Source organism: Enterococcus sp. DIV0703 (genome assembly GCF_051711065.1).
Lineage (GTDB): Bacteria > Bacillota > Bacilli > Lactobacillales > Enterococcaceae > Enterococcus_B > Enterococcus_B hirae.
Map to the genome: position 1 here is coordinate 1,985,523 of NZ_JBIOLX010000001.1, position 17,515 is coordinate 2,003,037.

A 17,515-nucleotide genomic window follows, 5' to 3' on the forward strand; every position below is an offset into this window, starting at 1 on the left:
AAATAGTTTGCTGAGAATTTGAAACAACAAAAAGTCCCTATGCTTGTCTAAACAAACATAGGGACGAATAACTTCGCGGTTCCACCCTACTTCCGAAAATTTCGGCAGCTTCATTGTCAGTACTCCCAAGTGCCTCTTCAAAAACCGACAGCATTCGGCTCACACCCTCCCGAACTCGCTTTTGCTACGTATTTTTTACTGATCTTGTTCAACGTACTTTATTCTTTTATTTAGCCAATCAAGTTTTTGTACAAAACTCTCATTTATCTAGGTTCCATAATAGACGTATAGTTAGGCTTTTGTCAAATAGTTTTGAATGTTGATTGAACATTCTACTCATTTTTTTGGTTTTCAGAAGCACTTTCTCCTTCCGGATCAGGCTTTTTTAGGACATGTTCCCATGATTTCATTTGATCAATGAACTTTTTACTTTTTAGATGAATCCCTACGTATTCTTCGTATAACTGGTCAATCAGTTGCCTGATCGTTGCCTTGGTTTCGTCTTTTAAATTGATCCCTGTGATCTTATCATAAGAAATAGCAGAGAACATACGCACGAAATAAACAGCTCTTGGATCTGCATGATAACGACGGTGATCCATTGACCAATGTTCTTCGCATAGCACGCCTCCATATTTGGAAGAATAATCAAATTTACCTTGTGTTTTGCCACACACCACACAATGTGTCCAAATCGGTGCAATCCCAAAGCGTTGCAATAATTGTACCTCAAAGATGTTAGTGATGATTTCCGCGTCGTCACCCTGATCCATCCGTTGCAATGCTGCTTGTGTAAATTGAAAAAGATGGGGATCATATTGATGGTCTTCGATCGCTGCATCCACTAAGTTTAACAAATACGTGCCGTAACCACTTAAAAAAATGTCTTCTTGAATTTTTCTAAAGGAGTGAACATCTTTTACGCTGGTTATAAACGAAAGTCCTTCACTTTTAAACGTACCAATGTAGATTCCTTCAGTAAAAGGGAGTAGTGCAGGGGCTAATGGTTGGTTTTGCCGGTGAATTCCTTTGACATAAAACATCAGCTTCCCCGCAGACTCAGTAAAAATTTTCACTAATTTGTCTTTTTCTTTATAATTTCGACTGGACAATATGATCCCTTTTGATTCGGCTAGCTGGCTCATTTTTTTCGCCCCCCTTTTAGAAAAAGAATAAGGAAAAGAAAAATCATTCACTGAATCATTTTACTTTTCCACTTATTCTACTCATTTTCTTGTCTTCTGACTTTTACACGCGGTTTCGTCTATCGAATATTCACGTTCAACTCATTTTTATCTACTTAAAGTTAGTATTCCTCTTTGCGGTAACCAAAATCTTGTAAATAAACTCTTTTATCGCGCCAATCTTTCTGAACTTTAACCCATAGTTCTAGAAATACTTTGTCACCAAGCAAATTTTCAATATCTTTTCTTGCTTTCGTCCCAATTTCTTTTAGCATTTTACCACCTTTACCGATGATAATCCCTTTTTGACTATCACGTTCAACGATAATGGTTGCTTGAATTTGGATTTTATCATTTTCATTGCGTTTCATTGAGTCAACAACAACAGCCACTGAATGTGGGACTTCATCTCTAGTCAAAAACAGGACTTTCTCACGAATCAATTCCGAAACGATAAAGTATTCTGGATGATCCGTTACTTGATCATCCGGGAAGTATTGAGGACCTTCTGGCATCTCAGCGATCAACACTTCCATTAGACGGTCCACATTGTTCCCTTCTGTAGCCGAAATCGGTACAACTTGTGCAAAAGGCATTTGTGCCGAATAATCTTCGATGATTCCTAATAATTCATCTGGATGAACTTTATCGATTTTATTGATGATCAAATAAACAGGTGATTGAACATTTTTTAATCGTTCAATAATAAAATCATCCCCACGTCCACGTTTTTGATCCGCACTGATCATAAATAAGACAGCATCCACTTCTCTTAGTGCACTGTAGGCTGATTCCACCATAAAATCACCCAAACGATGTTTTGGTTTATGGATTCCCGGAGTGTCGATAAAAATCAACTGTGCTTCTGGTGTCGTATAAACGCCTTGGATCTTATTTCTGGTCGTTTGTGCCTTGTCACTCATGATAGCAATTTTTTGCCCAACGATTCGATTTAATAATGTTGATTTGCCAACATTTGGTCGTCCCACAATAGCGACAAAACCTGATTTATGTTCTAACATATTATTCTCCTTTTAATTAAAAAACATTTGATAGATTTTAGGTACAAATAAAATGAGACCGACGATCACTGCAAAACAAGCGGTGACTAACACTGCTCCTGCCGCCATATCTTTGATTTTTTTCCCAATTGGATGGAAATGAAAATCGGTAAACATATCCACCACATTCTCAAAAACAGTATTTAAAATCTCAACGATCCACACCAGAAAAACTGCTAAAACTAACCACAGCCATTCTATTTGATTCAGTTGAAATACAACCCCCATAAAAAACGCCAGCAACCCAAAACCTACATGTTTTTTCATATTACGTTCCTCATCAAAGACTGTTTTAACCCCTTGAAGAGCAAATTCTACTGACATAGCGAAGTGCTTATTTTTCTCAACCTTTTTCTCGCACTCTTTATCTTTTAAGTCCATAAGCATCTAAAATCTCTTTCTGTAAACCAAACATCTCTGCTTCATCTTCGGGTGTCATGTGATCATAACCATTGATGTGCAAAAAGCCATGCACTGCCAAAAATCCCAACTCTCGATCATACGAATGACCATATTCTTCCGCTTGTTCCTGGGCACGCTCAATTGAGATCATGATATCTCCTAATACTCGTGGTAAAGGATTATCGCCTTCTTCAAAAATCACGGGAATTTCGTCTTCCCCTTCGTCTTCTAATGCAAAACTAATCACATCTGTTGGGGCATCTTTGCCACGGTAGACACGGTTGATTTCTTGGATTGCTGCATTGTCCATAAAAGTAACAGACATTTCTGTTTCCTCGGATAATTTCAAATGAGCCGCTGCAAATTGCAGAAGGTCCTCGATCTCCTTGATTTTTTCTGTTGAAACTTTCTGTGTTTCATCCATAAATGTGATGTCCATATTTATCGCTTCTTTCTTACTTATTGCTGATATTTTTTATTTTAGCCATTTTCTTTTTCTACTTTCATCGTTTCCGCTTCCGATTTCATTTTAGGATATTTGATCCGTGAATGGAAGGTACTACTTAACCCACTGATCAAAGATTTTTCCACTTTGCGAATTTCTTTTAATGTTAAACCACTATCATCAAGTTGACCATCAGAGATTCGTTCTTCAATCAAATTATGGACAAATTTTTCGATTTTTTCACCTGTTGGATGATCCATTGCCCGTACCGCCGCTTCACAGCTATCTGCAATATTCACGATGCCAGCTTCTCGGGTCTGTGGTTTGGGGCCAGGATAACGAAATTGTTCTTCGGTGACTTCAGAATTTCTTTCTTTTGCCTTGATATAGAAATACTTCATCAATGTTGTTCCATGATGCTGTCGGCAAATATCGATTACCATTTGCGGCATGCCATATTCCTCTAAAATTTTCGCTCCATCGGTCACATGACCAAAAATGATCTGTTTACTATCTTCCGGTAATAAGAAATTATGTGGATTTTCAGCACCAGAAGGCAAGTTTTCTACAAAAAAGCTAGCATGTTTGATTTTACCAATATCGTGGTAGTAACAAGCTACACGTGTCAATAATGACCGCCCATTGATCTCAGCCACTGCGTTTGCGCTTAAATTGGCGACCATCATACTGTGATGATAAGTTCCTGGTGCTTCTTCCAATAGCTGTTTTAACAATGGATGGTTAGGATTACTTAACTCATTCAAGACGATCACACTATCATCGTTGACCATCAATTCGATATACGGATGTAATCCCATCGTTAACAGATACGACAGCAAAGCCCCCATAAAGCCACAAATCAGTGTTAACCAAGTTGTTCCATTACTAAAGCTCATACCTTGATAAACGATCAACACAACATCCATCATCAACGGAAAAATAATGACCCACATCATAGCTGAAAACCATTGTTCTGACACTCGTTGGCGTTTTAAAACCGTCGCTAATAAACCTGAAAAAAGATAAGCCATCAAGATAACGGTCAAAAAGTTGGTCCCAATCGAGCCATAAAAAATAAACAATGCAGATACGGCTTGGAACAAGGCAGCCATGATTCCTGCCCTCCGGTTCAAAAAGAAATTTAAAACTAAAGGAACAAAAGCTGCAGGATAAAACAGCGGGATAAAAGCTGCTTGTTCCGTTTGGAATAGTTGGAAAAATTTCATTAATAACACACTGATGGACATAGCCGTAACATAAAAGAGAACATACTCTGTTCGTTTTCCGGCTTCATGGTACTGCATTGAGTTGTAAACTAAAACAGCAATTTGCAATAAGACTGCTAAGATCATTGCTACTAAAGGAAAAATTGACGTTGTTTGACTGGTCAATCCTAATAATTCAAGCTTTTTCATTGCATCTGCATCGATTTGATTTCCTTCACGAACAATGATTTCGCCTTGATAGATCATGACCGGTTGAACCGCACTCCTTGCTGATTGTTTCAATTCCTCTGTTTTCTTTTCATTTAAGACATCATTTACGACGATTCCTTGATCGACAAGATAATGGATCGTTTGTTGTTGGTCAGGTGTCACGTTCAAATATTGGATCTGTTCTTCTGCCTGTTGCTTGAAGGTTTCTAAATCACTTTCTCGAACTTGTTTTTTCATTTGTTCATTGATCAATCGAAGACTTTCATCTCGGACTGTCGCAATTTGACTATCTGACATACTAAAGATTTTTGTGTAAAAATTAGTCGGTAATTTTTGATAAAATGCCACGTTTTCAGCATTGGCATTTTCAAAACTCTTCTTTAAAGCTGCAATTCGTTCGTCGATAGTTGGCTTAGGAACATTTTCATCTTCTTTTGCTTTATCTACTTTTTCTTTATACGCTTTATTGATCGAATCATTTGTTTTATTGATCAATTCAAAAAGCTGCTTGATGCGACTACTTTGTTCACTAGCTAAATCTTGTTGATACGTATATTCTGGCGTAACAGCTTCCGCTGCTAATTTTCTTTTTTGTTCGGTTTCTTCTGTATTCTCAATCGTTTTATTCGCACGGATACTTTCTTCTGCCACTTGTCCTTCTCTAAAGTCATTGGCTTTTTGCTTGACGCTACTAAACGTGACGCCACAAACGATCACAAAAAACAAAAGCAATAAGAAAGGCATTGCCGCCTTTCCTAATTTTGCTTGCAGTTGTTGGAGTATTTTATTCAACATTCGCTTATCCCCCTAAGCCTTACTCTTGATGAAGATCTGCCTTTTCATAAGCTTTGATGATTTCGGCTACAACAGGATGACGAACGACGTCACTTGCTTCAAAATTGACGAAAGCAATTTTTTTGATTTGTTTCAATGTACGTTCTGCATGGATCAAACCACTCATCGTCCCTTTAGGTAAGTCAATCTGACTTGTATCGCCGTTTACGATCATTTTTGATTGATACCCCAAACGAGTCAAGAACATTTTCATCTGTGCCACTGTTGTATTTTGAGCTTCATCTAGTATTACAAAAGCATCGTCAAGTGTTCGCCCACGCATATAAGCTAATGGCGCAATTTCGATGATCCCACGCTCCATCAAACGATTGGTATGATCTAAACCAAATATTTGATACAGTGCATCATACACTGGACGTAAATAAGGATCAACCTTTTCTTTCAGATCACCCGGTAAGAAACCAAGATTTTCTCCTGCTTCCACCGCTGGACGAGTCAAAATGATTTTTTGGACTTCGCCTTTTTTCAACGCAGCAATTGCTAAAACGACAGCTAGAAATGTTTTACCTGTTCCAGCAGGACCGACACCAAATACGATGTCATGTTTAGCAACGGCCTCGACATATTGTTTTTGTCCACTATTTTTCACTCGAATCGGTTTACCATTGCGGTCTTTGACGATTTCTTCTTCATACATTTCAATGAAGTAATCCAATGTCCCTTTTTGCCCCATTTTTAAGGCAGTAACAACATCAGGTGTACTGACATGTATCCCCCGCTTGATCAATTCTTGTAAGGTACGTATCACCGATTGTGCTAACGAAAGCCCCGGCTCTTCTCCAATAATCTGGATCATTTCGCCTCTCGTATGAATCGTTGTTTCAGTCATTTCTTCAATTAATTTTACATGTTTGTCATGCGAGCCTAACAACATACTGATATCATCAGCAGCTGTTAATCTAATTTCTAAAGAACTGGATGCTTCTGTCAAAAATAGACATCTCCTTTACTTCAATTCATTCCTTCCTATTTTACCATATTCATAAAAAACTATATAGCAAATAAAAAAGGTTGTCTCACTCCTTATTCGTTTCATTCATTTTAACCTAAAATTACTTTGCTGAACTTCCATGATTTACTTTATGTTATTCCATGATTGAGAGATTCCTGCCTATCAATAAATAGCTTTTACTTAATAGATAAGGCAAAGAACAAACCTAACCAAGCCTAGATCTATCGAGTGAGGAAGAGAGATAAAAGAAGGATATGTATGATTGCATGGGGAACAAGGCGTACCGATTGATGTTGCCTTGGCGCTCACCTTGAGGAAATTGGGACATGCATGAAAAAAAATCTAAAAAAATAAGTCTGATTTTGACGTTATGGATCAAAATCAGGCTTATTTTCTTTTTAAGAGAGGGCGGTTGTCCCAAACTCTTTAAATGATAAGTTTAAGATTGTAATAGCTCTTTCACAATCGCATTCACTTGGTTCCCATCTGCTTTTCCTTTGACTTTCGGCATGATCGCACCCATGACTTTGCCAAATTCTTTGACAGAAGAAGCTCCAGTTTGTGTAATCGCTTCTTGAACAAGTTGACGAATATCATCCTCAGAAAGTTGTTCTGGCATGTATTTTTCAACAATTACTATTTCACTTTTCACTTTTTCAGCTAAATCGTCACGTCCAGCTTCTTCGAACTCATGTAAAGAATCACGCCGTTGTTTCATTTCACGAGACAACACTGTTAATTCTTCATCTTCAGTCAAGTCGTGACCTTCTTTGATTTGCTCGTTTTGAATGGATGACTTAATCATACGTATGACTTGTAAAGATTCTTTATCTTTTGCTTTCATCGCTGTTTTCATGTCATCGTTCAATCTACTTAGTAGTGACACACTACCAACTCCAATTCATAAAGGAACTAGTTTTTTTGCGTTTTTTTGCGTTTTTTCGCTGCTTTTCTAGCTGCTTCAGATTTTTTCTTACGTTTTACGCTTGGTTTTTCGTAGAATTCACGTTTACGAGATTCTTGTAAAGTACCCGCTTTTGACACGGAACGTTTGAAGCGACGAAGAGCATCGTCAATTGATTCGTTTTTACGAATGACTGTTTTTGACATGTTAATTCCCTCCCTCCGAGCTTAAAAAGTAACCGTAATTGTTATTGAAATTATAATCCAAAAAACAAGACTGTTCTATAAAACATTATATCTAATGCTGATTTGACCGTCAAGGGAATCTTTGGATTTTTTAAAATAATGATATGTTATTTTATTATAAAACAACTACTGACAGTTTTCACATCGACCGAAAATTTCAAACCGATGACCTTCGATCGTACAACCTGATAATTGATTTTCAAAATAGTCCATTGGACACATATGGATTTCTTTTGTCATCCCACAAACGGTACAAATAAAATGATGATGGTGACCGATCTCTCCTTGGCAACAATGAAAGCGAAACTTCATTTCGCCATTCAAATCGGTTTCTTCTAATAAGTCTAACTCAGAGAAATCATGGAGATTACGATAAATCGTATCATAACTCACTCCTTTAAATTCCTCATTCATAAAATCAAATACTTCTTTTGCTGACACATAACGATTTCTTTTGACCAAATAAGTCAATAATGCTTCTCGCTTTTTCGTGTATTTAAATCCGTTATTTTTCAAAATTTCTAACGATTGTTCGATTAATGTTTGGTTTTTCAAGTCTTCCCCTCCAAATCAAAATGATTACGAAGTACATATTCCACAGTATGGTATACTAAAGATAAAAAAAATGCAAGTGAGGTTTTTTATTTATGGCTTTTGACTCTACTGAGATCGTTACTTTTTTTGTCATTTCTGATTCAGCTGGTGAAACAGCAACAAAACTCGCACAGGCAACCATGGCACAATATCCTACAGTTGAATTTAATTTATTTCGTCGAACGTTTGTCACTGACCAAGACACCCTCGAACAAGCCTTACAAGATGCGTTAGCAGAAAAAGCGTTAGTACTTCATACCTTGATCAACCAAGAGCTGATTGATTATACCCGAAGTTTTTGCGAAGAAAACAACTTATTTAGTTTTGACGTGATGACTCCACCGATCGAAGAAATCCAACGATTAACAGGAATTCAACCCACTCGTCAACCTGGAGCCCTACATTTATTGAATGAAAATTATTTTAAACGAATCAAGGCAATGGAATTTGCTGTAAAATACGATGATGGGAAAGATCCAAGAGGTTTCTTAGAAGCAGACGTAGTATTGTTAGGAGTTTCCAGAACGTCAAAGACACCGTTAAGTCTTTTTTTAGCGAATAAAAACTTAAAAGTGGCGAATCTCCCACTCATTCCTCAAGCCCATATCCCAAAACAACTTTGGGAGATCGATCCTAAAAAAATTGTTGGTTTAACCAATAATCCCGATATTTTAAATAATATTCGAAAAGAACGGATGCGTTCCTATGGATTAAATCCTGATACGGCTTATTCTGATATCGAAAAAATACGAGCAGAATTAGATTTTGCTAATGATTTGTATGAAAAATTAGGTTGCGTTGTGATCAATGTTGCTTCTCTCTCAATTGAAGAAACGGCTTCGTTGATCCTAAATGCCTTAGATTTAGAGGACCACAGTTATTATGGCACGGATACTTCAGGAGAAAAATAAAGAGCAAATAATTGTATCCAACAAGCAGCTATAACAAACAACCAGAACCAAACGCATAACTAGTTGAAAAAAAAGCCAGCAGACACGTGTCTGCTGGCTTTTTTTTCAGTATAATCTATTTACATTCCCTTAGAAATGCCTCATTCTTATTTTACTGATGTTCCACATGTTTCAAGGTTTGTTCCAAGATATCCAACACGTGAAAATCATCTAAACTATACAATATTGCTTTGCCTTCACGATGCGATTTTACCACATGGTTTTCCCTTAATAAACGTAGTTGGTGGGAAACAGCGGATTGTTCCATTTCCACCGCTTGGCTGATGGCCGTCACATTTTGTTCTCCATCTTTTAAATACATCAATATTTTCAATCGGGTAGGATCACTTAAGACTTTAAATAATTGACTCACTTTTTCTATTTCGCTTTTTGGTGTGTTTGTCAACCGATTCACCTCCATAAAAAAAGACTGACTTCTAAAGTTTACCACTTTTTCCATCAGTCTCAATTATTTTATTCTTCTGTCATTGATTTGATGATTGCTTCATAGGTATCGATCTTTTCTTGTGCCTCTTGTGCGGAATTGCCTTTTACACCGATATAGAATTTGATTTTTGGCTCTGTTCCTGAAGGACGGATCGCTACCCAACCATGTTCTTCTAATACATATTTTAATACGTCAGATGGAGGTGTCGTTAATTTTTCCACTCGTCCAGCTGAATCTGTTTTCGTTAATTCTTTGAAATCTTCTGTTTGAAGAACTTTTGCTCCAGCAAATTCTGATGGGGCATGGTCACGGAATTTCTTCATCAAAGCAGCGATTTTGGCTGAACCTTCTTGACCACTCATCGTGACTGAGATTGTTTTTTCAGCAAAATAACCATATTTTTCAAAAATCATTTGTAAGCCGTCATAAAGTGTCTTCCCTTGTTTTTTATAAAAAGCAGCCACTTCGGCTAACAATAAGAGTGCTTGGATTGCATCTTTATCACGTACAAATGGTTTGACCAAGTAACCATAGCTTTCTTCAAAACCAAACATAAATGTATGAGAATGATCTTTTTCAAATTGATGGATTTTTTCTGCAATAAATTTAAAGCCCGTTAAGACATTGATCATCGTAGCGCCATAGCTTTCAGCGATGGCTGCAGGAAGTTCACTTGATACGATTGACTTAAGTACGGCTGCATTTTCAGGTAAAGTCCCTCGTGATTGATGTGCTTCTAAAATATATTGAATCATTAACGCACCGATTTGATTACCGGTCAAAACTTTATAAGAGCCATCAGGTTGGCGAACTGCTGCTCCTAAGCGATCCGCATCAGGATCAGTCGCAATCAATAGATCAGCGCCTTCTTTTTCACCTAAACGAATCGCATACTCAAATGCTGAATGTTCTTCAGGGTTTGGTGATTGAACCGTTGTAAAGTCAGGATCAGCTACAGCTTGTTCAGGTACAAGCATAAATTGTTCGAAACCAGCTTGTTGTAATGCTCTTTCTCCTAGCATTTTTCCTGTACCATGAAGGGGTGTAAACACCAATTTTAAGTCTTTCCCCATTGTTTGGACTAATTCTTGATCAATCGTGACTGCTTTGATTTCTTCCAAATATGCTTTATCGACTTCTTCACCAATGATCGTAATCAATCCACTAGTTTCTACTTCGTCATCAGCTAAAACAGCGACTTTTAAAGGATTACTTACTTCACGTACATATTTTGTCAATGCATCCGCATCAGCGGGTGGCATTTGTCCGCCATCTTCTCCATAAACTTTATAGCCATTGTAAGCTGCTGGGTTATGAGAAGCTGTCACCATGATTCCCGCAAACGTATTCAAATGACGAACAGCGAAAGAAAGCTCAGGTGTTGGACGTAGACTCTCAAAGACAAAAGAAGGAATATCGTGTTGTGCCAAAGTCTTCGCTGCTTCCATCGCAAATTCAGGCGATTGATGGCGTGAATCATAAGCAATCGCTACGCCGCGACGTTTTGTTTCTTCTCCTTGTGTATCCATAAAACGTGCCAGCCCTTCTGTTGCTTGTCTGACCGTATAAATATTCATTCGATTGATCCCAGGACCTAAAATTCCCCGCATTCCTGCTGTTCCAAATTCTAAAGGAGCATAAAAAGCATCTTCCAGCTTTTCAGGGTCCTGACTAAGATCAGTTAATTGTTTTTTTAAATTTTCTTCTAAATTTTCTTCATTGGCCCATTGTTGGTATACTTGTTCCCAAGACATGAAGCGAACACCTCTTTCTAAAATATCTACCTCTTTCAGTATAGCATTCTCTTTTTAGATAGAAAAGTCAGAAGAAAAAATAAGCGCAGATAGGATCTTCTTTTCTTTCACCAAGATCAAGATTATTCCTACTGTTCTTACAATATCAAACAAGATTTTTCTTGTTTTTGAAATTGCACTGAACCGTTACGATTATCTGGTTGAGTTTTTTTATTTTTTAGAATATCAAATAATTTTCTTTTTTTATTTGTTTGCTCTTCTTTCTTTTGCAAAGTTCCAATATTATTCCAACTCTTCGGCTGATATGCTTGCCAAACTTCTGGTTCCTGTTCCCAAGGTGCTTTTACCCTCTGTCCTCCTTTCATAAAAATAACTTTCTCGCTCAATTCCTTCCAATTGCGATAAACGTAGCGAAGCTCAGTTGATGTTATCTTTTTGCCGTTGCAATTGTCTTTAGATAAAACCTCACTCATATTTAGCCCATCTAAACAAAAATGGATCTTTAAATTTGGATTTAGTTTTGCACTATTCAAGCCAATTTTGCATTCTCTACGTATATGCCTTATGGAGAGGAAAGTACGCATAACAGAAAAAATAAGTTCGATTTTGACAATAAACATCAAAATCGAACTTATTTTCTTTTTGAGAAAGAACTATTGTCCCACTCTCTCTTTAGTAGTATAAAAATGAATAGTATTCAAGAAGCTCTTCATCTCTTTTGATCACTTTACGCTTGTGTTGTTTCTTCTAATGATTCTAAATATTTATAAACTTGTTGACCAGCAATGCCGCCATCGCCGACTGCTGTCGTGATTTGTCGTAAATCTTTTTCACGAACATCCCCAATAGCGAACACACCAGGCATAGTCGTACGCATGTCTTGATCTGTTGGAATCCAACCAGCTGCATTAGTTAAACCAGCTTTTTTAAATGGTTCAGTCAATGGATCTAATCCTACGTAAATAAACACGCCATCTGCTGCTAAATCAATGGTTTCATTCGTTTTCACATTATGCGCTTTAACCCCAGTGACCACCATGTCATTACCAACGATTTCATCTGTGACAGTGTCCCAGACAAATGAAATCTTTTCATTAGCAAAGGCACGATCTTGGATGATTTTTTGCGCACGTAATTCGTCTCTTCGATGAACAATCACGACTTCAGAAGCAAATTGTGTTAGGTAGATGGCTTCTTCTACCGCAGAATCGCCCCCGCCGATCACGACTAAGCGTTTGTTTCGGAAAAAAGCACCATCACATACGGCACAATAGGAAACACCTCGTCCAGCGTATTCTTCTTCTCCAGGAACACCTAACTTACGATGGATACAACCCGTTGCGATGATCACTGTTTTGGCTTCATAAGATTGCTCTTCACAAATCACTTCTTTGTAATTTCCATGGTCTTTGATGTCTTGCACAATTCCATAGACATTTTCTGTTCCAAATTTAGTGACACCTTCATACATTTTATAAGCAAGATCAGGTCCCATGATGGAATCAAATCCAGGATAATTTTCAACTTCAGCGGTGTTATTCATTTGTCCACCCGGTGCTCCTTGTTCAATCATAGCAACTGAAAGATTTGAACGTGACGCATATAACGCAGCAGTCATTCCAGCAGGTCCAGCACCAATCACGATAACATCATACATATGTACATTCCTCCATTATAAAAATCAAGTAAGCTTACTTTACAGCCTATAGAAAAAAAAGTCTATTGTTCTGCTTACTCTTTCCTCGAATAGATTTATTATACTCGAAAAATTAGTTTAAAAACAATAGACTTTTATTTGATTCACTATTCGTTACTTAAATCTTCTCCATTTGTTGCAATGACTTTTTTATACCAGTTGAACGATTTCTTCTTCGAGCGTTCCAATGTCCCATTTCCTTCGTTGTCACGGTCAACGTAGATGAACCCATAGCGTTTCTTCATTTCGCCAGTCCCAGCAGAGACAAGATCGATACAGCCCCAAGTCGTGTAGCCCAGGAGATCCACACCATCGAGCTCAACCGCATCTTTCATTGCTTGGATATGTTGTGCTAAATAATCGATCCGATAGTCGTCTTCTACATAGCCATTTTCATCTGGTGTATCAATCGCACCTAATCCATTTTCGACGATGAACAATGGCTTTTGGTAACGATCATAAAGATCATTCATCGTGATACGTAACCCCAATGGATCAATTTGCCAGCCCCATTCACTGGCTGAAAGATAAGGATTTTTAGCCGATTCAAAAATATTACCGGCCGTTTGCTCTAATACTTTTGGATCAGTAGTAGCTACCCGGGAAGAGTAATAGGAGAATGAAATAAAATCAACGGTATGTTCTTTTAATATTTCTAAGTCAGTTGGTTCCATCTCGATTTTGATTCCATTACGTGCCATTTCTTTTAAGGCATAAGCTGGATAACTTCCCCTTGACTGGACATCAATAAAGAAATAGTTTTCCCGGTCCGCCTTTCTTGACGCCCAGACATCTTCAGGTTTACAAGTGTAAGGATAATTTGCGCCGGCTGCTAACATACAACCAACTTTATTTTCTGGATCCACTTCATGAGCGATCTTTGTAGCGATTGCACTAGCAACTAGTTCATGATGGGCTGCCTGGTATTTGATTTGTTCCACATCGTCCCCTTCTTCAAAATACAATCCAGCGCCCATAAATGGAGCATGTAAAATCATATTGATTTCGTTGAAGGTCAACCAGTATTTCACTAGTCCTTTGTAACGATTAAAAATGACATGGCAAAGTCTTTCATAAAACTCTATCAACTTTCGAGAACGCCAAGCACCATATTCTTTGACCAAATGCATCGGACAATCAAAATGAGTGATTGTCACTAACGGTTCGATTCCATATTTTTGACATTCTTTAAAGACATCTTCATAGAACTTCAACCCTTCTTCATTTGGTTCCTTTTCATCACCTTTTGGAAAAATACGACTCCACCCAATGGATAAGCGATAGGTTTTAAATCCCATTTTCGCAAAAAGTGCAATATCCTCTTTGTAACGATGGTACATATCAATGGCTGTTTTTGCTGGATAAAAATGTTCCTCATCAAAGTCAAACATTTTTTGTTTCCCAGTGATCACTGAAAAACGATCTTTACCAATCGGAACAACATCAACATTAGCTAAACCACGTCCACCTTCAGCGTAGCCTCCTTCACATTGATTGGCAGCCGTTGCGCCACCCCATAAAAAGTCTTTCCTAAATGCCATCCTACTTCCTCCATTATTGTTTTTGATAAGTTTTTGTCAGGTTGTTTGCTATTTTATCTTGTACTTCGATCCCCTCTTCTTTTAAGCGGTGGATCGTTTCCTTAAATTGTGGCAAATACGCTTCGTGAGCAACAAACAATTCATCCATGATCCGTTTCGCTGTTTCACCCGACCGTACTAAGGGATTAATCGTAAATGCTTGAAGCGCTGTGCCATAATTACCCGTCACTGCCGCTTCGATCGTCAATAATTCCATATTTTTCATGACTTGAAGCCAGCCACGTTCAGCTGGTGGCAAAGAACCGAAAGCAACGTTGCGTGCCCCTTGTGCCCCGACATACGCTGTGACTTCCACGACACAATCAGCAGGCAGATCAGGAACAGCGCCGTCATTTTTTGTTGAAACAACGATTTGGGTTTCTTTATTGGCATAGATCGAAGCGATCGTTTCACAGGCAGCATCTGAATAATAAGCACCCCCACGTTGTTGTAACTGTTCTGGTTTATGGTCTAGTTCTGGGTCCTGATACAACTCAAATAATTCTGCTTCCGTTTTTTTAACTTGTTCTGCTCTTGTACCAATTGTTTGATATTCTTCTAAAGCATGGTTCAACATTTCTTCTTCACGATAATAATAGCGATGGTAGCCACAAGGAATCATTTGCATTTGTTGTAATTGTTCCTTGAAAAACGGCACATCGAATATATTTTTTGGTAAGCCATTATTTTCAGCATAAAGTCGGTCGATTAGCTCATTCGTTCGATCGTTTCCATGTGAATCTGCTACTTTATGCCAATGAAAGTGATTGAGTCCAGCAAATTTATAAATCAAGTCTTCTTTGGTTTCTCCCAGCATTTCTGGCTCTGTCATCATTGCCATAACTGGTACATTACAAAGCCCAATTACCTTTTCCCATTTTCCGTAGCGAACGACAGCTTCTGTAACCATTCCACTAGGATTGGCAAAATTGATCAGCCAAGCATCGGGACATAGTCTTTTCATATCTTCTACGATTGAAAGAATGACCGGAATGGTACGAAACGCTTTGAACATCCCGCCAGCTCCATTGGTTTCTTGTCCAAGCATGCCATAATATGCAGGGATTCGTTCATCTTTCACTCTGGCATCTAATTGACCTACCCGAAACTGAGTTGTTACAAAATCAGCATCTCGCAGTGCTTCTTCTCGATCCAACGTCGCATAGATCTTAACATCATAAGGCGAAGCATCCCACATTCGTTGAGACATTTCACTGACGATTCTTAATTTTTCTTGACCCTCTGCTACATCCACTAACCAGATTTCTTTAATCGGTAATTCTTCATATCGTTTAATAAACCCTTCCATCAATTCAGGGGTATAGCTACTTCCGCCACCAATTGTTGCAATCTTCACTTTTCGTTCCATGAGCTTCCTCCTTTTTTGTTTTTACAACTATATTATGTTTTTTGTAAACGAAAACAACAAGTTAACTTTATTCTTTTGCATTTCCATTTACAAAAATTCATTATATAGCCGATTATTTTGTGAAAATCTTGTATAAGAACAACGAACGATTGACGAATCAATAAATAGCGCTTACAATATTTTTACACAAAAAATTAAAAATATGTAAAAGAGGATCGTCATGCTATTAAAAGAAAAATTAAAAAAAATTGCTTTTTCTCCCGCAGAAACAGAAGTGATCCATTTTATTCAAAGCCATGAACATCAACTCAAAGAAGCAACAATTCAACAAATTGCGAAGGCATGTTATGTCCATCCTTCTACGTTGATTCGGATTGCCAAAAAGGCTGGGTTCAACGGTTGGGTCCACTTTAAGGAAGCTTTTTTAGCGGAAAACGAGTATTTGGAAGGAAATTTTCAAGAAGTTGATGCCAACCTCCCCTTTCTAGAAAACGATGGAATCATGTCTATTGCGAACAAAGTCGCTGCACTGGAACGAATGACGATTGAAGACACACTCTCATTGCTTCACCACGATGACTTACAACGAGCAAAACAGCTTTTATTGAAAGCAAAAAAAATCGTCCTTTTTTCTAGTAATTCGAATACTTTGATCTCGCAGGCTTTTATGTTGAAAATGAAGCGAATCAAACGAGACGTAACGATCGTGACGACTTCAGGCGAATCCTACTATGAAGCCTACAACTGTACGCCTGATACTTGTGCCATCTTAATTTCTTATACCGGCGAAAATAAAATGATGTTACGAACAGCCAAGATTTTGCAAGAAATCAATGTGCCGATTTTAACATTGACGAGTATTGGTGATTCCACTCTTTCTACTTTCAGCTCAGCAATCCTTCGTATCACTACCAGAGAACGATTGTATTCGAAAATCAGTAATTTTACGATCAATACTTCAATTTGTTACTTACTAGACGTACTATACAGCTGTATCTTTGCAGAGGAATATCAAAAAAACCTCAACCATTTAATCAAAATCGGACAAAAAGTAGACGATCGCCCAATCAGCTCCTCTATTATGGAAGAGCCTCCTGCAATTAAGGAATAAATTATCTCACACTTTTCAGCTTCTTATGCATTTTCTCTTTTCACCATCTAGCTTGTTAAGTTAGTCGTGTCCAAAAAGAAAAACCTAAAAAATTTACCATGACAACATGGATATTTTTTAGGTCTTATTTGCTTAAATTTCATGTTGTTTTTCGTAGTTGTTAGCAGTTGGACTAGGCTCAGTAGCGCCTATTAGTCCACGTTCTCTTGCCTGACTAAAACTTGCTCCCCCCTCACTCTCTTTGTTTCTTTGTTTTGATTCAATTGATGAGAGTTGTTCCATTTTGGCAGCCACTACTTTTTTGAGCTCTTCTACGGATACTTTTGGATCATCAATCTTGTCGGCCATTAAGTCTACCAAAACTGCTTTTTGTTTTTCATTAAGTTCTGACAGACGATAAAATGTCTCCGCTAAGAAATGATCACTAAATAGTTATTTTATATCTGTTTTGTTTATTTCAAACGCTATTGTTCAAGGTACTCTACTTCTGATACTCAATAAAATTGTCTTTATTAAAAAAACAGAGAAA

The 17,515-nt window shown here is 37.7% G+C and carries 18 protein-coding genes; 2 read left to right on the forward strand and 16 right to left on the reverse strand.

The genetic code is table 11. The features are described 5' to 3' along the window. Positions 1 to 332: 332 nt before the first annotated feature. The 9 genes from recO to IGK81_RS09100 form a co-directional block, all read right to left on the reverse strand. Positions 333 to 1,145: a DNA repair protein RecO gene (recO, locus tag IGK81_RS09060; protein WP_010718523.1), complete on the reverse strand. Its 813-nt coding sequence runs from the start codon at positions 1,143 to 1,145 to the stop codon at positions 333 to 335. Between the two features lie 161 nt (positions 1,146 to 1,306). Beyond that, positions 1,307 to 2,206, reverse strand: coding sequence for a GTPase Era (gene era, locus IGK81_RS09065; protein WP_010718524.1), 900 nt, complete (start codon positions 2,204 to 2,206; stop codon positions 1,307 to 1,309). Positions 2,207 to 2,218: 12 nt separating this feature from the next. Continuing rightward, positions 2,219 to 2,632, reverse strand: a complete 414-nt coding sequence (locus IGK81_RS09070; protein ID WP_034700929.1) for a diacylglycerol kinase family protein — start codon at positions 2,630 to 2,632, stop codon at positions 2,219 to 2,221. After that, complete coding sequence (gene ybeY, locus IGK81_RS09075) at positions 2,610 to 3,086, reverse strand: rRNA maturation RNase YbeY (RefSeq protein ID WP_025480127.1); 477 nt, start codon at positions 3,084 to 3,086, stop codon at positions 2,610 to 2,612. The genes IGK81_RS09070 and ybeY overlap by 23 nt, the downstream gene beginning before the upstream one ends. Positions 3,087 to 3,127: 41 nt before the next feature. After that, positions 3,128 to 5,323, reverse strand: a complete 2,196-nt coding sequence (locus IGK81_RS09080; RefSeq protein ID WP_034700932.1) for an HD family phosphohydrolase — start codon at positions 5,321 to 5,323, stop codon at positions 3,128 to 3,130. Positions 5,324 to 5,342: 19 nt separating this feature from the next. After that, entirely contained in the window at positions 5,343 to 6,314 is a 972-nt protein-coding gene (locus IGK81_RS09085; RefSeq protein WP_010718528.1) for a PhoH family protein, read from the reverse strand. A 460-nt stretch (positions 6,315 to 6,774) separates the two neighbouring features. Next, positions 6,775 to 7,221, reverse strand: a complete 447-nt coding sequence (locus IGK81_RS09090; protein ID WP_010718529.1) for a GatB/YqeY domain-containing protein — start codon at positions 7,219 to 7,221, stop codon at positions 6,775 to 6,777. Between the two features lie 26 nt (positions 7,222 to 7,247). Then, positions 7,248 to 7,445, reverse strand: coding sequence for a 30S ribosomal protein S21 (rpsU, locus tag IGK81_RS09095; protein WP_010718530.1), 198 nt, complete (start codon positions 7,443 to 7,445; stop codon positions 7,248 to 7,250). Between the two features lie 165 nt (positions 7,446 to 7,610). Beyond that, a complete protein-coding gene (locus IGK81_RS09100; RefSeq protein WP_010718531.1) occupies positions 7,611 to 8,039 on the reverse strand; it encodes a Fur family transcriptional regulator in 429 nt (142 codons plus the stop codon). Between the two features lie 92 nt (positions 8,040 to 8,131). On the opposite strand from IGK81_RS09100, the gene IGK81_RS09105 reads away from it, so the two are divergent. Beyond that, on the forward strand, positions 8,132 to 8,989 hold the full coding sequence (locus IGK81_RS09105) for a pyruvate, water dikinase regulatory protein (RefSeq protein ID WP_010718532.1): 858 nt from the start codon (positions 8,132 to 8,134) through the stop codon (positions 8,987 to 8,989). A 151-nt stretch (positions 8,990 to 9,140) separates the two neighbouring features. Here the strand turns inward: IGK81_RS09105 and IGK81_RS09110 are convergent, their stop codons facing one another. The 6 genes from IGK81_RS09110 to IGK81_RS09135 form a co-directional block, all read right to left on the reverse strand. After that, positions 9,141 to 9,449, reverse strand: coding sequence for an ArsR/SmtB family transcription factor (locus tag IGK81_RS09110; RefSeq protein ID WP_370566774.1), 309 nt, complete (start codon positions 9,447 to 9,449; stop codon positions 9,141 to 9,143). Between the two features lie 53 nt (positions 9,450 to 9,502). Then, a complete protein-coding gene (locus IGK81_RS09115) occupies positions 9,503 to 11,230 on the reverse strand; it encodes a phospho-sugar mutase (protein ID WP_010737954.1) in 1,728 nt (575 codons plus the stop codon). Positions 11,231 to 11,367: 137 nt separating this feature from the next. After that, a complete protein-coding gene (locus tag IGK81_RS09120; RefSeq protein WP_034700936.1) occupies positions 11,368 to 11,703 on the reverse strand; it encodes a hypothetical protein in 336 nt (111 codons plus the stop codon). 254 nt (positions 11,704 to 11,957) lie between these two features. Beyond that, positions 11,958 to 12,887 (reverse strand): thioredoxin-disulfide reductase, encoded by a 930-nt coding sequence (gene trxB, locus IGK81_RS09125; protein WP_034700938.1) that lies wholly within the window; start codon positions 12,885 to 12,887, stop codon positions 11,958 to 11,960. Positions 12,888 to 13,033: 146 nt separating this feature from the next. Further along, a complete protein-coding gene (locus IGK81_RS09130; protein ID WP_034700940.1) occupies positions 13,034 to 14,467 on the reverse strand; it encodes a 6-phospho-beta-glucosidase in 1,434 nt (477 codons plus the stop codon). 13 nt (positions 14,468 to 14,480) lie between these two features. Next, entirely contained in the window at positions 14,481 to 15,875 is a 1,395-nt protein-coding gene (locus IGK81_RS09135; RefSeq protein WP_034700942.1) for a 6-phospho-beta-glucosidase, read from the reverse strand. A 220-nt stretch (positions 15,876 to 16,095) separates the two neighbouring features. Here IGK81_RS09135 and IGK81_RS09140 point away from each other — a divergent pair, with 220 nt between their 5' ends. Then, the gene (locus IGK81_RS09140; RefSeq protein ID WP_010737959.1) at positions 16,096 to 16,986 is read left to right on the forward strand and encodes a MurR/RpiR family transcriptional regulator; all 891 of its coding nucleotides are present in this window, start codon (positions 16,096 to 16,098) and stop codon (positions 16,984 to 16,986) included. A gap of 132 nt (positions 16,987 to 17,118) precedes the next feature. Here the strand turns inward: IGK81_RS09140 and IGK81_RS09145 are convergent, their stop codons facing one another. Then, the gene (locus IGK81_RS09145) at positions 17,119 to 17,334 is read right to left on the reverse strand and encodes a hypothetical protein (protein WP_034700944.1); all 216 of its coding nucleotides are present in this window, start codon (positions 17,332 to 17,334) and stop codon (positions 17,119 to 17,121) included. Positions 17,335 to 17,515 lie beyond the last annotated feature (181 nt).

Bases quoted from the DNA above. Each gene is read 5' to 3' on its own strand.
- recO (WP_010718523.1), bottom strand. From the start codon at position 1,145: ATGAGCCAGCTAGCCGAATCAAAAGGGATCATATTGTCCAGTCGAAAT.
- era (WP_010718524.1), bottom strand. From the start codon at position 2,206: ATGTTAGAACATAAATCAGGTTTTGTCGCTATTGTGGGACGACCAAAT.
- IGK81_RS09070 (WP_034700929.1), bottom strand. From the start codon at position 2,632: ATGCTTATGGACTTAAAAGATAAAGAGTGCGAGAAAAAGGTTGAGAAA.
- ybeY (WP_025480127.1), bottom strand. From the start codon at position 3,086: ATGGACATCACATTTATGGATGAAACACAGAAAGTTTCAACAGAAAAA.
- IGK81_RS09080 (WP_034700932.1), bottom strand. From the start codon at position 5,323: ATGTTGAATAAAATACTCCAACAACTGCAAGCAAAATTAGGAAAGGCG.
- rpsU (WP_010718530.1), bottom strand. From the start codon at position 7,445: ATGTCAAAAACAGTCATTCGTAAAAACGAATCAATTGACGATGCTCTT.
- IGK81_RS09105 (WP_010718532.1), top strand. From the start codon at position 8,132: ATGGCTTTTGACTCTACTGAGATCGTTACTTTTTTTGTCATTTCTGAT.
- IGK81_RS09110 (WP_370566774.1), bottom strand. From the start codon at position 9,449: ATGGAGGTGAATCGGTTGACAAACACACCAAAAAGCGAAATAGAAAAA.
- IGK81_RS09115 (WP_010737954.1), bottom strand. From the start codon at position 11,230: ATGTCTTGGGAACAAGTATACCAACAATGGGCCAATGAAGAAAATTTA.
- IGK81_RS09120 (WP_034700936.1), bottom strand. From the start codon at position 11,703: ATGAGTGAGGTTTTATCTAAAGACAATTGCAACGGCAAAAAGATAACA.
- trxB (WP_034700938.1), bottom strand. From the start codon at position 12,887: ATGTATGATGTTATCGTGATTGGTGCTGGACCTGCTGGAATGACTGCT.
- IGK81_RS09130 (WP_034700940.1), bottom strand. From the start codon at position 14,467: ATGGCATTTAGGAAAGACTTTTTATGGGGTGGCGCAACGGCTGCCAAT.
- IGK81_RS09135 (WP_034700942.1), bottom strand. From the start codon at position 15,875: ATGGAACGAAAAGTGAAGATTGCAACAATTGGTGGCGGAAGTAGCTAT.
- IGK81_RS09140 (WP_010737959.1), top strand. From the start codon at position 16,096: ATGCTATTAAAAGAAAAATTAAAAAAAATTGCTTTTTCTCCCGCAGAA.
- IGK81_RS09145 (WP_034700944.1), bottom strand. From the start codon at position 17,334: ATGGCCGACAAGATTGATGATCCAAAAGTATCCGTAGAAGAGCTCAAA.